Consider the following 14,154-nt stretch of genomic DNA (forward strand, 5'->3'; position numbering starts at 1 on the left):
TTATTGTGAAAAAATTTATCAAATCATCAACATTAGCGATGACAGCAGCACTTATGATGGGTGCATCAGGTAGTGCGTTTGCACATAAAGTTGGAGTTGTAGATATGCAAGAAGTGTATAAACAAATTCCACAGATGGCGAAAATTGAGCAAACACTTCAAGCTGAATTTGCTGAGCGTCGTCAAGAGCTTGAAAAAATTCAAGGTGACATTCGTTTTGAAGCAGAAAAGTTCAAGCGTGAGTCAACAACGATGAGCGAAGAGCAAAAAGAAGCGCTACGCGAAAAAATTCAAGGGATGCAGAAAACACTGGCTGAAAAAGGTCGTCCGTTAGAGCAAGAAATTAAAGTTCGTCAGAACCAAGAGCTTGCAAAAGTACAGAAGCTAATTGTAGATGCAATTGAGTCTGTTGCTAAAAAAGGTAAGTTTGACGAAGTTAAAGTAAAAGATACGACAATTTACTTTAATCCTGATAAAGTAGCCGACCTTTCTGATGAAGTGGTAAAAGCGGTTAGCAGCAAGTAATGACAAAACTTTACACCTTATCTCAACTAGCTGAGTCCTTAGGTGCTCAGCTACAGGGTGATGGCGATAAACCAATTAGGAATATTGCCACCTTGGCGATGGCGCAAGAAGACCAAATCGCATTCTTAGCCAATAGTAAGTACCGTAGTCAGCTCGATAGTACAGCTGCTGGTGCCGTGATCCTGAGCGAAAAGGATGCGGAATATTTCTCCGGTAACAAACTTATTATTGCGGATCCCTATGTTGCATATGCAAAGCTGGCGCAAAAGTTAGATTCTACGCCACGCTCGGCAGATGGTATTCATGATTCAGCCATTATTTCAGCTACAGCAACCCTAGGCAAAGATGTCAGTGTGGGTGCAAATGCTGTTATTGAAGATGGTGCAGTGATTGGTGATGGTGTTGAGATAGGGCCTGGTTGTTTTATTGGTAAATATACCAAAATAGGCACAAGGACTAAACTCTGGGCGAACGTAACCGTCTATCATGAGGTTCAGATTGGTGAAGATTGCTTATTCCAATCTGGTTCTGTTATCGGAAGTGATGGCTTCGGCTACGCAAACGAAAAAGGCGAGTGGGTTAAAATTCCACAAGTTGGCACAGTAATTATAGGTGACCGCGTTGAAGTTGGTGCAAGCACCTCTATAGATAGAGGGGCACTTGAAGATACCATCATCCACAGCAATGTTATTTTAGATAACCAAATTCAGATTGCTCACAATGTTGAGGTCGGTTATGGCACGGCAATAGCTGGCTGCACGGTACTTGCGGGTAGTGTAAAAATCGGCAAATACTGTCAGATAGGTGGTATGTCAGCGATAAACGGCCACAATGAGGTCTGTGATGGTGTTGTTATTACCGGTATGAGTATGGTGACCAAAAGCATTACGCAGCCTGGGATCTACTCTTCTGGTTTGCCTCACCAAACAAATAAAGAGTGGCGTAAGTCGATTGCACACTTACGCAATTTATCTGACTTTAAGTCGCGTCTGAAGGCACTTGAGTTGCTAACAGCACAGCTTAAAGATACTGATGTAGAATAAGGAAGCTATTTTGGCTAACGAATTAAACAGCTTTGATATCCAAGAGATTTTAAAACTTCTTCCACACCGTTATCCCATGTTATTGGTTGATAAGGTGGTGGACTATAAACCGGGTGAGCATCTTCATGCGATTAAAAATGTGACCATCAATGAACCTATTTTCACCGGTCACTTCCCAGAGCAGCCTATTTTTCCTGGAGTACTGATCCTAGAAGCAATGGCACAAGCGACGGGCTTACTTGGTTTTAAAACTGTCGAGAATCGCAGTGAAAATGAACTATACTTATTTGCAGCGATCGACAATGCACGTTTTAAACAGCCAGTACTTCCTGGCGATACAATGCATTTGCACGTTAATTTTGTAAAAGAACGCCGTAATATCTGGAAGTTTAGTGCTGAGGCTAAAGTTGAAGGTAACATCGTGTGCTCAGCTGAAATCATGTGTGCTAGAAGAGAGTTTTAATGTCTATTCATCCTACCGCAATTATCGAGTCAGGCGCGCGTTTAGGCGAAAATGTATCCGTAGGTCCTTATAGTTACATTGGCAACGATGTTGTCATCGGTGATAACTGTAAAATTGAATCACATGTTGTGATTAAAGGGCCATCTGAGATTGGTTCAGGTAACCACATTTTCCAATTCGCGTCAGTAGGGGAAGCCTGCCAAGATAAAAAGTACAAGGATGAACCAACCAAGCTGATCATTGGTGATAATAACGTTATTCGCGAGTGCGCCACGATTCACCGTGGCACAATCCAAGATGAAGGGATCACCAAAATCGGCAGTAACAACTTATTCATGGCCTACACTCACGTAGCTCATGATGCTGTAATTGGCAGTAATGTTATTTTTGCCAATAATGCCAGTGTGGCAGGGCATGTGCATATTGGTGACTGGGTTATCTTAGCTGGTAATTCAGGGGTGCATCAATTTTGTAAAGTAGGGTCACATGCTTTTGTTGGTATGTACTCTGGCGTTAATCAAGATGTCCCACCTTTTGTCACAACCACAGGCACGCCAGCGAGACCTGTTGCGATTAATACTGAAGGTTTAAAACGTCGTGGTTTTGAGTCAGATGAAATTATGGCTACTCGACGCGCTTATAAAACGTTATTCCGTAAAGGTTTGCGCCTAGAAGATGCGCTAGAAGCTTTAAAAGAAGAGGCTTCACAGTTCTCAGCCGTACAGCAAATGATTGACTTTATTGCGACCTCTAACCGTGGCTTGATCCGCTAAACTTGAACCGCAATAAGAGTTATACTTACGCCATACAAATTGTATGGCGTTTTTTTATACTGAAAGACAATAATGGCTAACGAAAAAAACATTACCATTGGCGTGGTTGCAGGGGAATTATCAGGCGATATACTCGGCGCAGGCCTTATTAATGCTCTAAGAGTTCATTACCCCAACGCTCAATTTGTGGGCATTGGCGGACCTAAGATGCAACAAGCAGGATGCAACAGTCTATTCGATATGGATGAATTAGCGGTCATGGGGCTAGTCGAGGTACTTGGTCGCTTACCTCGGCTGCTAAAAATCAAAAAGCAATTGGTTAATTATTTCATCAATAATCCACCTGATGTATTCATAGGTATTGACGCTCCAGACTTTAACCTTAGAGTTGAAAAGCCATTAAAAGCCGCTGGGATAAAAACCATTCAATATGTAAGCCCTAGTGTTTGGGCATGGCGTCAAAAGCGTATTCACAAGATCGCTGAAGCGACTAATCTAGTACTCTCCCTGTTGCCTTTTGAAAAAGCCTTTTACGACAAGCATGAAGTACCTTGTACATTCGTAGGCCATACGCTGGCGGATGAGATCCCTCTTGAACCGGATATCGAAGGTGCAAGGGCGCAGCTACATATCGGCCCTGACGATACAGTATTGGCTTTACTGCCTGGAAGTCGTGGTTCAGAAGTGGGATTATTAAGTCGTACTTATCTTGCAACGGCAAAAAAATTAGTTGATAAAATTCCCAATTTAAAAATAGTTGTGCCACTGGTAAATGAAAAGCGCAAAGCGCAGTTCTTAGATGCGCTGCAAGAAGTCGCACCAGAGCTTAATCCAATTATGCTAGATGGTCAGTCTGCATTGGCGATGCAAGCGGCTGATACTGTTTTATTGGCGTCAGGCACAGCGACACTAGAAGCGATGCTCTATAAAAAACCTATGGTTGTAGGCTATAAACTAAATCCGAAGAGCTACTGGATATTTAATACCTTTTTTACCTTTAATATCAAATACTTTGCTTTGCCAAATCTACTAGCCGATGCGCCGCTCGTGCCGGAGTTTTTGCAGGCAGAATGTAACCCAGATGCGCTTGCTGATGCACTGTTTCCGATGTTAAAAGGTGATAACAGCAAACTTATTAGAAAATTTTACGAAATACACGAAAACATACGCTTAGATGCCAGCAAGCAAGCGGCTCAAGCAGTGATGGAGTTAATAGATGCAAATTGAACGTCCTGATGTGCAGTATATTGCAGGCGTTGACGAAGTCGGGCGCGGCCCATTAGTGGGCGACGTTGTGACAGCAGCCGTTATTTTAGATCCAAATAAGCCGATTGCGGGTTTGACTGACTCTAAGAAATTGTCAGAAAAAAAACGCATCGCATTGGCACAAGAAATAAAAGAAAAAGCGCTGTGCTACCATATTGCCAGAGCAACGGTTGCCGAAATCGATGAGCTAAATATTCTCCATGCAACCATGTTGGCGATGACTCGAGCGGTGGAAGGCTTGGAAGTTCAGCCTCAGCATGTATTTGTAGATGGTAATCGATTGCCCAAATTGAATGTTGCAGCGACCGCAGTGGTCAAAGGTGATAGCCTTGTGGCGGAAATTAGTGCAGCTTCTATCTTGGCGAAAGTGACTCGAGACAACGAGATGTTAGCACTGGATGCTGAATATCCTGAGTTTGGTTTTGCAGGCCATAAAGGCTATCCGACGAAAGCCCACTTTGCTGCGCTTGAAGCACATGGGGTAACACCCCATCATCGCACAAGCTTTAAGCCTGTGCAGCGTATCATAGCTGGGAAGGAGTAAGTATGCCAGCCCCGCAGTTTGTCCATTTACGTGTACACAGTGATTTTTCAATGGTGGATGGCCTAGCCAAGACTAAGCCGATTGTTGCAAGAGCTGAAGAGCTTGAAATGCCAGCCCTGGCCATTACCGATCAAATGAATTTATGTGGTTTGGTACGCTTTTATAGTGGCGCACATGGGGCTGGGATCAAACCAATCATCGGAGCGGATTTTTGGTTGAAGTCAGATCAGTTTCCTGATGAGCCTAGCAGGATCTTAGTGCTAGCTAAAAACAACCAAGGATATAAAAACCTTACCTTACTCATTTCGGACGCCTATCTTCGTGGTCACGTATTTCACCGTCCGGTTATTGATAAAGCGTGGTTAGCAAAATATAAAGAAGGCTTGATCTTGATCTCAGGTGCCAAAGACGGTGACTTGGGAAAAGCCATCTTAAAAGGCAATCCGAAACTTATTGAAGAAACACTCGAATTTTACGAAACACACTTTCCCGATCATTTTTATATCGAGTTACAACGTACCTCCAGAGCACAAGAAGAAGAATATCTCCATAGCGCTGTAGAGCTTGCAGCGGCAAGAAACTTACCGGTTGTAGCGACTAATGAAGTGGTGTTTCTCCACGAAAAAGATTTTGATGCCCATGAAATCCGAGTGGCTATTCATGATGGCTACACATTAGAGGATAAAAATAGACCTAAGCGCTTTTCCAAAGAGCAGTATCTAAAAACGTCTGAACAAATGCAGGCGCTTTTTAGCGATATACCCGAAGCGCTCGAAAATACGGTTGAGATCGCCAAGCGATGTAACGTTACCGTACAACTTGGTACGTATTTCTTACCTGACTATCCAACCGGCGATCTAGCCATTGAAGACTTCTTGGTAAAAGTGTCGCGCGATGGTCTAGAAGAGCGATTACAGTTCTTATTTCCTGAAGAAGACGAACGTAAAGAAAAACGCGGTGAGTACGATGAGCGCTTGCAAATTGAGCTAGACGTTATCAACCAAATGGGATTTCCTGGTTATTTCTTAATCGTAATGGAGTTCATTCAGTGGAGTAAAGATAACGGTATACCTGTAGGCCCGGGTCGTGGTTCTGGTGCGGGCTCTTTGGTCGCTTATGCGCTGAAGATCACTGACCTTGATCCGCTTGAGTTTGATCTGCTATTCGAACGATTCCTCAACCCAGAACGGGTATCTATGCCTGACTTCGACGTCGACTTTTGTATGGATAGGCGCGATGAGGTAATCGATCACGTTGCAAAACTCTATGGCCGTGACGCAGTATCCCAGATCATTACCTTTGGTACTATGGCGGCAAAAGCCGTGATCCGTGATGTTGGCCGTGTACTCGGGCATCCCTATGGCTTTGTAGATAGGATTTCTAAGCTGGTACCGGGTGACCCTGGTATGACCTTGGCAAAAGCGTTTGATGTTGAGCCACGTTTACCTGAAGCGTATGACAGTGATGAGGAAGTTAAAGAGCTAATTGATAAATGTCGTATTCTTGAAGGTTGTACGCGTAATGCCGGTAAACATGCCGGTGGTGTTGTTATCTCGCCTACGACGATCACCGATTTTGCGGCACTGTATTGTGACGAAGAGGGTAAGTTTCCGGTTACTCAGTTTGACAAGAACGATGTAGAGACCGCAGGCCTTGTTAAGTTCGACTTCTTAGGATTGAGAACGCTGACTATTTTGCAGTGGGCGCTCGATATGGCAAATGAACGTTTAGCCAGAGAGAACCGCGAACCCGTTGACATTGCAGCAATCCCTTTAGACGATCCGGCAAGCTTTAATGTACTACTCGATGCCCAAACTACGGCGGTCTTCCAGCTAGAATCTCGCGGAATGAAAGACCTCATTCGCCGCTTAAAACCTGACTGTTTTGAAGACATGATCGCATTGGTTGCGTTATTCCGCCCAGGTCCACTGCAATCGGGAATGGTAGATAACTTTATCGACCGTAAGCATGGTCGAGAGGAAGTCTCTTATCCTGACGCACAATATCAACATGATAGTTTACAACCTATTCTAGAGCCGACTTACGGGATCATCCTGTACCAAGAGCAGGTTATGCAGATTGCACAGGTACTTGCAGGTTATAGTTTGGGTGGCGCTGACTTACTACGTCGCGCAATGGGTAAGAAAAAACCCGAAGAAATGGCAAAACAGCGTGCAACGTTCGAAGATGGTGCCAAAAATAATGGTGTTGATGGCGAACTGGCCATGAAGATCTTCGATTTGGTAGAGAAGTTTGCAGGTTATGGTTTTAACAAATCACACTCTGCTGCTTATGCCTTAGTGTCGTATCAAACGCTGTGGATGAAGACCCACTTTCCTGCAGAATTTATGGCCGCAGTAATGTCCGCCGATATGGATAATACTGACAAAATTGTTACCTTGGTGGATGAATGCGAAAACATGAAGTTGACGCTACTACCACCAGATGTCAATGCCGGAGTTTACAAGTTTACGGTCAATCTTAAAGGTGAGATAGTTTATGGAATTGGCGCCATAAAAGGTGTCGGTGAGGGACCGGTAGAGGCAATTCTTGAAGCGCGTGAAGCAGGTGGTGAATTTAAAGATTTATTTGATTTCTGTGCTCGCGTGGATTTAAAACGTCTTAATAAACGTGTAATTGAAAAACTCATTTATGCAGGTGCGCTCGATAAGCTGGGCCCAGATGGAGATCAACCCGGACGTGCGACTTTGCTGGCAAGCTTACAAGACGCAATGAAGTCTGCGGAGCAGCATCACAAAGCTGAATCGCTAGGACAAAGTGACTTGTTTGGATTATTGGCTGTCGAACCCGATGAAGTAGAGCAGGCCTTTATTAAAGCGACGCCACTAAGTGATAAAGAGTGGCTGCATGGCGAAAAAGAAACGCTGGGCCTTTACCTTACTGGTCACCCCATTAACCAGTATCGTAAAGAATTAAAATACTATACCTCTGGTAAGTTGGTTGACTTGCAACCGGGTAATCGTGATACGGTAGCTACCGCAGCAGGATTAGTTATTAATGCACGTACGCTAATAAATAAAAAAGGTGCGCGCTGGGGACTTATCACTTTAGATGACAAAAGTGCCCGAATTGATGTACGCTTATTTCCTGAACAGTTTGAAATGTACCAAGAATTGCTGCAAATTAACCAAATCTTGGTAATATCTGGACAGGTCAGCTTTGATAACTTCTCTGGTGGCATTACAATGACCGCAAGAGAAGTCTCTACCATTGCTCAAGCGCGAGAAAAACGCATTAGTGCAATAAAAATGACGCTAAATATGGCTCAAATTGACGCGAACTTCTTTGATAATTTCAAAAAAGTACTAGAACCATATAAATTTGGAACATGTCCAGTAATCATAAAATATCAGCGTCCTGATGCATTAGCAGAGTTAACATTAGGAACACAATGGTGTGTGACGCCCAGTGATGAACTTTTAACTCGTTTGTCACTGTTGGCGGCGCAAGAATTAGAATTAGAATTTAACTAAACAGGTAGTTTAGAGCATGAGCCTCAATTATCTTGAATTTGAACTTCCAATTGCAGAATTGGAAGCAAAGATCAAAGAATTACAAAACGTTAGCCGTTCGGGTGACTTAGATCTTAGCCTTGAAGAAGAGATCAGCCGCCTAAAAGACAAGAATGTCGAGTTGACCAAGAAAATTTTTGATGACTTGGGTGCATGGCAGGTGTCGCAGTTAGCACGCCATCCGCTTCGTCCATATACTCGCGATTATATCGAACGCATTTTTACCGAGTTTGACGAATTTGCAGGTGACCGCACATTTGCCAACGATCCAGCTATTTTAGGTGGTGTGGCACGGTTAGACGGTAAACCCGTGATGATCATCGGCCAGCAAAAAGGCCGTGATACCGCTGAGAAAATTAAGCGTAACTTTGGCATGCCAAAGCCAGAAGGTTACCGTAAAGCACTGCGCCTTATGGAAATGGCTGAGCGCTTTAAAATGCCAATCATTACTTTTATTGATACTCCGGGAGCATACCCAGGTGTTGGTGCTGAAGAGCGTGGTCAAAGCGAAGCTATCGCACGCAACCTTAAAGTAATGGCTGCACTAAAAGTACCGACTATTTGTACGGTAATTGGTGAAGGCGGCTCGGGTGGTGCATTGGCTATCGGTGTCGGTGACAGAGTAAATATGTTGCAGTACAGCACATACTCAGTTATATCACCAGAAGGGTGTGCTTCTATACTATGGAAGAGCGCAGAAAAAGCATCGTTGGCAGCAGAGGCTATGGGTGTATCTGCATCTCGCGTTAAAGAATTAGACTTGATTAATAACATCATCGAGGAGCCACTAGGTGGCGCACATCGCAATTATGATGCGATGGCGAAAAACCTTAAGGCACAGCTAAAGCGTGACCTTGCGGATCTTGAAGCGTTAAGCTCAGAAGAGATGCTCGATCAGCGATACAAGCGTTTGATGTCGTTCGGATATTGTTAATACAAATTGAGTTGTGTATTGATAAGCAACTGGATTTAAGATAAAAAGCCGCTATTAAGCGGTTTTTTTATTGGGGTTATGGCTGAGGATATGAGAAATAGCCACGTGTACCATCAGGTGCAGCGAAATCTGGAGCAATTTATTGCTACTTCGCCTGGGCTTTGTGTAGCTTTATCTGGTGGCGTAGACTCCGTGGTGTTGCTGCACCTTTGTAAGCTTTATGCAGATAAGCATGGTCTTGCTCTACAAGCTGTGTATGTTAATCATGGGCTATCTGAACATGCTCAAAAGTGGCAGCACTTTTGCCAGTCACTATGCCATTCGTTGGCTGTGCCGTTTACTGCTAAATCGGTCTCTATTACCCAAAAAAGCCGTACTAGTTTGGAAGCTCAGGCCCGCGATGCTCGCTACCAAGCATTAGATGAAGCCGCGCAGCCGGAATATATTCTCGTGTTAGGCCAACATGCTGATGATCAGGTTGAGACGTTTTTGCTGCGATTAAAACGCGGCTCAGGTTTATTGGGTTTAGGTGCAATGAAGCCATACACTCAGCTTAAAAGTGGACGAGCGTGTATGCGGCCTTTACTCAATACTACACGGGATGAAATCGAGGCATTCGCCCAGCAGTTTGGCCTTAGCCACATTGATGATGAGTCTAACAAAGATGATGTATTTGATCGTAACTTTCTACGTAATCAAGTTATTCCGTTGTTGAAGTCGAGATTTAATGGTTTTGTTGCTAGTGTGCTGCGAACTGTTGAGATTTTACAAAGCCAGCAAGCTATCATAGATGAAATAAGCGCAGAAGATTTAAAAAAATGTCAGCACCAAAACACATTAGACATTACTTCTTTGTCTCAATTATCGCCGGCGCGACGAGATAACGTCATACGCCGGTGGCTGGCACATCAGAATGTTGATATGCCTAGTCAAAAGCAGCTAGATCAAATAGTGCAGCAGGCGTTTTCAGCAAAGCAAGATAACCAACTAAAAATCGCGCTTTCACAAGGTGCTGTGCGTAGCTATCGAGGCGCTCTACATTGGGTTACACCGGTTAAAAAGAAGCAAGATATCGTTATTGCAGAGCACAGTGTACTCAATGAACATAGTCACCCTCTAGCGATGATGTCAGGTAATGGCTGTCGGTTACCATTGTCAGATGAGGTAGTCAGCGTTCGTTATGGTAGGTTAAAAGATAAAATTAGGCCAAAGGGCAAACCTGGCTCAAACACACTAAAGCATTGGCTAAAAGACCTACGTATCCCAAGCTGGACGCGTGAATCTATCGCGGTAATTTATTACAATGATACACCGGTTGCAGTAGTCGATTTGTTTGTTAATGCTGAATATGCTGACAACGATGGAATTAATTGGATAATAAATGATGACAGAAAATCTGAAAATAGGTAGACAGCTTGCAAGAAAAGCGCCTTACGCTTTGGCAATCACATTCATTATTTTTGCCCTACTGTTTGTATTTGGTGAAGTAGTGTGGATGAATCAAGTGTTTGCATCAGCTTCAGGGGTGATGAGCGTAGTTTTTTTATTGCTTTACTGGCATGAGAAAGGTGGTCTTTACTTTATTCTCGGCTTACTGTCGCCTTTATTTGCGGTCGTATTTTCGACACTACCCGACTTCCTTGCATTGGCGTGGGTTGTGAATGGGTTTTTTAATGGAGCTGCTTTCACTTTAATCGCTTATCTGTATGTAGATAAAGACGCTCAGCGCTAGTGATAACACTGAGCAAAAGGGGAAAGCGTGTTGTTTATACTGCGCGTGCGCAGTTTCGTCCGGCGGCTTTAGCGCGGTAAAGCCCGCTATCGGAACGCGCAAATATATTGTCGGCATTGTCATGGCTTGATGCTAAGGTAAAGCCAATACTTGTCGTTACAGTGTATTTAGCCAACATCGTCGACTTTCTGACAGCATCCATAATTCTTTCTGCGATCACTTTATTAGTGGTAAACGCAGGATCGTCGATTAAGATGGCAAACTCATCACCACCAAACCTAAACACAGCATCTGTCGCTCGCGTTGAAGTTTGTAAAATACGTGAAAATTCGATCAACACCTCATCACCAGCTTTGTGCCCATAAACGTCGTTGACCTGCTTAAAATTGTCTAAGTCTAAAAGCATCAAACTAAAGTTTCTGTGTTGACGACGACAACGCTCAAGCTTTTCTTCAAGGTTGTCTGTAAATTGACTACGATTATACAAGCCCGTTAGTGAATCCTTGGTTGCTAATTGTAATACCCTGTTATACATCAAGGCATTACGCATTGGGTAGATTAGGCAAGCATGTAACTTGACCAGTTTGGCTTTAATCGCCTCACTAAAAGGAAACTCACTAAAATATACCAATTGCCCCAAGTGCTCTTTTCCTAGCTCCAAATCAAAGCTATTTGCAGGGTAGTGGCTGTCGCTATTTTTCATCTGAAAAACACCGAGATTACAGTGAAACTGAATACCAGCAATTTTCGATATTTTAGCAACGTGTTCTGCATAGATTGTAAGTAACTCTTCTATGTCCAACGTTGTTTGTAGTTTATCTACTAAGCGAGCATATTGCTCACCGTTTTGCTTATTATACTGCTCAGAATTGAACGGCAAATAATCGCCTCTGATCGGCAGTCTTTGTGTCAAAATATGGACGTTTTCCATATTTCTTCCCCCTAAATACAACAATACGCATAGACTATGCGAACTTTATGCCAAAAATCTAAACTGGCTTAAAAACAAACGCTTGCTATATTTAATAGGGAGAAAAATAAATCCACTTAAATTTCCCGTCATTTTTTTGCTCAGGAGGTCGATTGCAAAGTATCTTCGCGCAAGTTTTTGCCTTGTTGTTATGTGCTGTTATTTTAGTCTGGTGCTTTAAAAGGATTGGATTGCCGCCTATTTTGGCATACTTACTAACAGGCGTAATCGCGGGTAGTCATGGTATCGGTTGGATGAGTGATAGCCATGAAATTCACTTTATGGCTGAGCTTGGGATCGTATTTTTGCTGTTTAGTTTGGGTCTTGAATTTTCGGTTCCAAAATTAATGGCAATGCGTAACGTGGTTTTTGGTTTAGGTAGTTTACAAGTCATTCTCACAACGGTAATTGGTATGTTAGTGTTGCGTTTTATACAACATGATTGGGTTGCCGCGTTTGTTATCTCAAGCTTAATCGCACTTTCCTCAACAGCCGTAGTGGTTAAACTATTGAAAGAGTTGGGGATGCTTAATACTCGGCACGGCCAATTGGGGATAGGCATGTTACTGTTTCAAGACATTGCCGTCGTGCCGTTATTGATTGCCTTTCCACTCATTTCTTCAGCAAGTAATTCACAACTGGCGTCAGCATTAGTTTTTGCTTTTGCAAAAGGCGCGATTGTTTGCTTTGTTCTATGGGCTGTTGGTAAGTGGTTGCTACCTAAAATATTCAACGAAATTGCGCTTGTTAGAACGGATGAGTTATTCGTATTGTCAACTTTGGTGGTGGCCTTGTGTGCCGGCGCATTGACCTACTCATTTGGGTTATCTATGGCTCTTGGGGCATTTTTGGCCGGTATGATGCTTGGAGAAAGCCAATACCGTCATCAACTCGAAGCGGAGATACGACCCTTTAGAGACATTCTAATGGGGTTGTTCTTTGTCACTGTTGGGATGCAATTAAACATTCCCTATGTGCTTGACCAATTCATCTACATTGTCGCCGCACTTGCTGCTGTGCTGGTAATTAAAGTATTGGTTATTGCTGCTATTGCGCAGCTCATGGGTGAGCGTAGAAAAGACGCATGGGGAGCGGGTATTTTGATTTGGCAAATGGGTGAGTTTGGATTTGTTTTACTTGCTTTGGCGAGCAAGCACCAACTATTGGCGCAACACGTTGTGTCATTTTTGATTGCGGTAGGTGTTTTATCTATGGCTCTCACTCCTTATCTTATCGGTAAAACGGCACAAATACTTAATATCTTGCGTATAGAAAAAGACTGGCAACCAGAAGTGCCCAGTGGTTATAAAACTTCAGATTTAAAAAACCATGTGGTGATATTTGGCTATGCTAGAGTTGGCCAGACCATTGCCCGCTTCTTACGACCAGAGGCCATCCCTTATGTAGCAATTGAGCGTAATCCGCAAATAGTTCAGGATGCACAGCTTGCCGGAGAGCCTGTTTTATATGGTCATGCGGCGCAAAAAACGTTACTAAAATCAGCCCATATAGACAAGGCGCGTTTGGTGATCATCACATTTGACGATTTTGAGCAGACACAAGTTATCGTGGATGCGATTCGTCGCCGTACAGAAGAGGTCAAAATTTTAGTACGAATGAAAGATGATAACCATATGGAACAGTTAAAAAGTATGGGAGTAGCGGAGGTTGTACCTGAAAGCTTAGAGGCTAGTTTGATGTTGGTTTCCCACGTTCTTTATATGTCGGGCGTGCCCATGCGCAGGATCTTTCGTCGAGTCAGTCAAGAACGAGAAAACCGTTATCCTTATTTACATGGATTTTTTGCAGGTGAAAGTAGTGACTTAGATGAAATGAAAGGAGAGCGGTTAGAGTACCTGCATGCGCTAGCACTACCAGACAATGCCTATGCCGTAGATAAGTCGATAGCTGAGCTTGGACTTAGTGGTAAACGTGTCGATATCACCGCGCTCAGGCGAGACGGCGAGGAAATTGAACAGCCTGATGAGCATACTGTACTGCGAGTGAACGACGTTTTACTGCTGCGCGGGAAACCCCGGCGCGTTGAAAGGGCAGAGCAATTCTTGCTCGACGGCCTTCCGTAATGATGTTGCATCAGCGTAATACATGGAGTAGGAGCAGGTTTACCCTGCGATCTTGCGGGTTTTTCTGTTTTCATAGCTCGCCACATAAAGCGTCTCCTACCACATGGAGTAGGAGCAGGTTTACCCTGCGATCTTGTGTGCTTTTCTGTTTTCACAGTTCGCTGCATAAAGCGCCTCTGACAACACGAAGTAGGAGCAAGTTTACCTTGCGATCTTGTGTTTTTCTGTTTTCACAGCTCGCCGCATAAAGCGTCTCCGACAACACGAAGTAGGAGCAGGTTTATCCTG

12 protein-coding genes are annotated in these 14,154 nt (G+C 43.6%); 11 read left to right on the forward strand and 1 reads right to left on the reverse strand.

Going from position 1 to position 14,154, the window contains the following annotated elements; genetic code table 11:
- Positions 1 to 5: 5 nt before the first annotated feature.
- From D9603_RS11835 to D9603_RS11880, 10 genes are all read left to right on the forward strand, one after another.
- A complete protein-coding gene (locus D9603_RS11835; RefSeq protein ID WP_125253102.1) occupies positions 6 to 524 on the forward strand; it encodes an OmpH family outer membrane protein in 519 nt (172 codons plus the stop codon).
- Complete coding sequence (gene lpxD, locus D9603_RS11840) at positions 524 to 1,567, forward strand: UDP-3-O-(3-hydroxymyristoyl)glucosamine N-acyltransferase (protein WP_128731463.1); 1,044 nt, start codon at positions 524 to 526, stop codon at positions 1,565 to 1,567. The genes D9603_RS11835 and lpxD overlap by 1 nt, the downstream gene beginning before the upstream one ends.
- Before the next feature lie 10 nt (positions 1,568 to 1,577).
- Positions 1,578 to 2,030 (forward strand): 3-hydroxyacyl-ACP dehydratase FabZ, encoded by a 453-nt coding sequence (gene fabZ, locus D9603_RS11845; RefSeq protein ID WP_128731464.1) that lies wholly within the window; start codon positions 1,578 to 1,580, stop codon positions 2,028 to 2,030.
- On the forward strand, positions 2,030 to 2,803 hold the full coding sequence (lpxA, locus tag D9603_RS11850) for an acyl-ACP--UDP-N-acetylglucosamine O-acyltransferase (RefSeq protein WP_125253099.1): 774 nt from the start codon (positions 2,030 to 2,032) through the stop codon (positions 2,801 to 2,803). The genes fabZ and lpxA overlap by 1 nt, the downstream gene beginning before the upstream one ends.
- A 72-nt stretch (positions 2,804 to 2,875) precedes the next feature.
- Complete coding sequence (gene lpxB, locus D9603_RS11855) at positions 2,876 to 4,030, forward strand: lipid-A-disaccharide synthase (RefSeq protein WP_128731465.1); 1,155 nt, start codon at positions 2,876 to 2,878, stop codon at positions 4,028 to 4,030.
- Complete coding sequence (rnhB, locus tag D9603_RS11860; protein ID WP_125253097.1) at positions 4,020 to 4,613, forward strand: ribonuclease HII; 594 nt, start codon at positions 4,020 to 4,022, stop codon at positions 4,611 to 4,613. Before lpxB ends, rnhB begins: the two co-directional genes overlap by 11 nt.
- 2 nt (positions 4,614 to 4,615) lie before the next feature.
- Positions 4,616 to 8,107, forward strand: coding sequence for a DNA polymerase III subunit alpha (dnaE, locus tag D9603_RS11865; protein ID WP_128731466.1), 3,492 nt, complete (start codon positions 4,616 to 4,618; stop codon positions 8,105 to 8,107).
- A 16-nt stretch (positions 8,108 to 8,123) separates the two neighbouring features.
- Positions 8,124 to 9,080 (forward strand): acetyl-CoA carboxylase carboxyl transferase subunit alpha, encoded by a 957-nt coding sequence (accA, locus tag D9603_RS11870; RefSeq protein WP_125253095.1) that lies wholly within the window; start codon positions 8,124 to 8,126, stop codon positions 9,078 to 9,080.
- 90 nt (positions 9,081 to 9,170) lie between these two features.
- Positions 9,171 to 10,490: a tRNA lysidine(34) synthetase TilS gene (tilS, locus tag D9603_RS11875; RefSeq protein WP_128731467.1), complete on the forward strand. Its 1,320-nt coding sequence runs from the start codon at positions 9,171 to 9,173 to the stop codon at positions 10,488 to 10,490.
- Positions 10,462 to 10,812 (forward strand): hypothetical protein, encoded by a 351-nt coding sequence (locus D9603_RS11880; RefSeq protein WP_241651648.1) that lies wholly within the window; start codon positions 10,462 to 10,464, stop codon positions 10,810 to 10,812. The genes tilS and D9603_RS11880 overlap by 29 nt, the downstream gene beginning before the upstream one ends.
- A 34-nt stretch (positions 10,813 to 10,846) precedes the next feature.
- Here D9603_RS11880 and D9603_RS11885 read toward each other — a convergent pair whose 3' ends face one another.
- Positions 10,847 to 11,743 carry a GGDEF domain-containing protein gene (locus tag D9603_RS11885; protein ID WP_128731468.1) on the reverse strand — a complete coding sequence of 299 codons (897 nt, stop codon included), beginning with the start codon at positions 11,741 to 11,743 and terminating at the stop codon, positions 10,847 to 10,849.
- A 152-nt stretch (positions 11,744 to 11,895) separates the two neighbouring features.
- Between D9603_RS11885 and D9603_RS11890 the strand changes: the two genes are divergently transcribed.
- Positions 11,896 to 13,866 carry a monovalent cation:proton antiporter-2 (CPA2) family protein gene (locus tag D9603_RS11890; RefSeq protein ID WP_128731469.1) on the forward strand — a complete coding sequence of 657 codons (1,971 nt, stop codon included), beginning with the start codon at positions 11,896 to 11,898 and terminating at the stop codon, positions 13,864 to 13,866.
- The last annotated feature ends 288 nt before the right edge of the window (positions 13,867 to 14,154 follow it).

Source organism: Pseudoalteromonas sp. PS5 (genome assembly GCF_004103255.1).
Classification (GTDB): Bacteria; Pseudomonadota; Gammaproteobacteria; order Enterobacterales; family Alteromonadaceae; genus Pseudoalteromonas; species Pseudoalteromonas peptidolytica.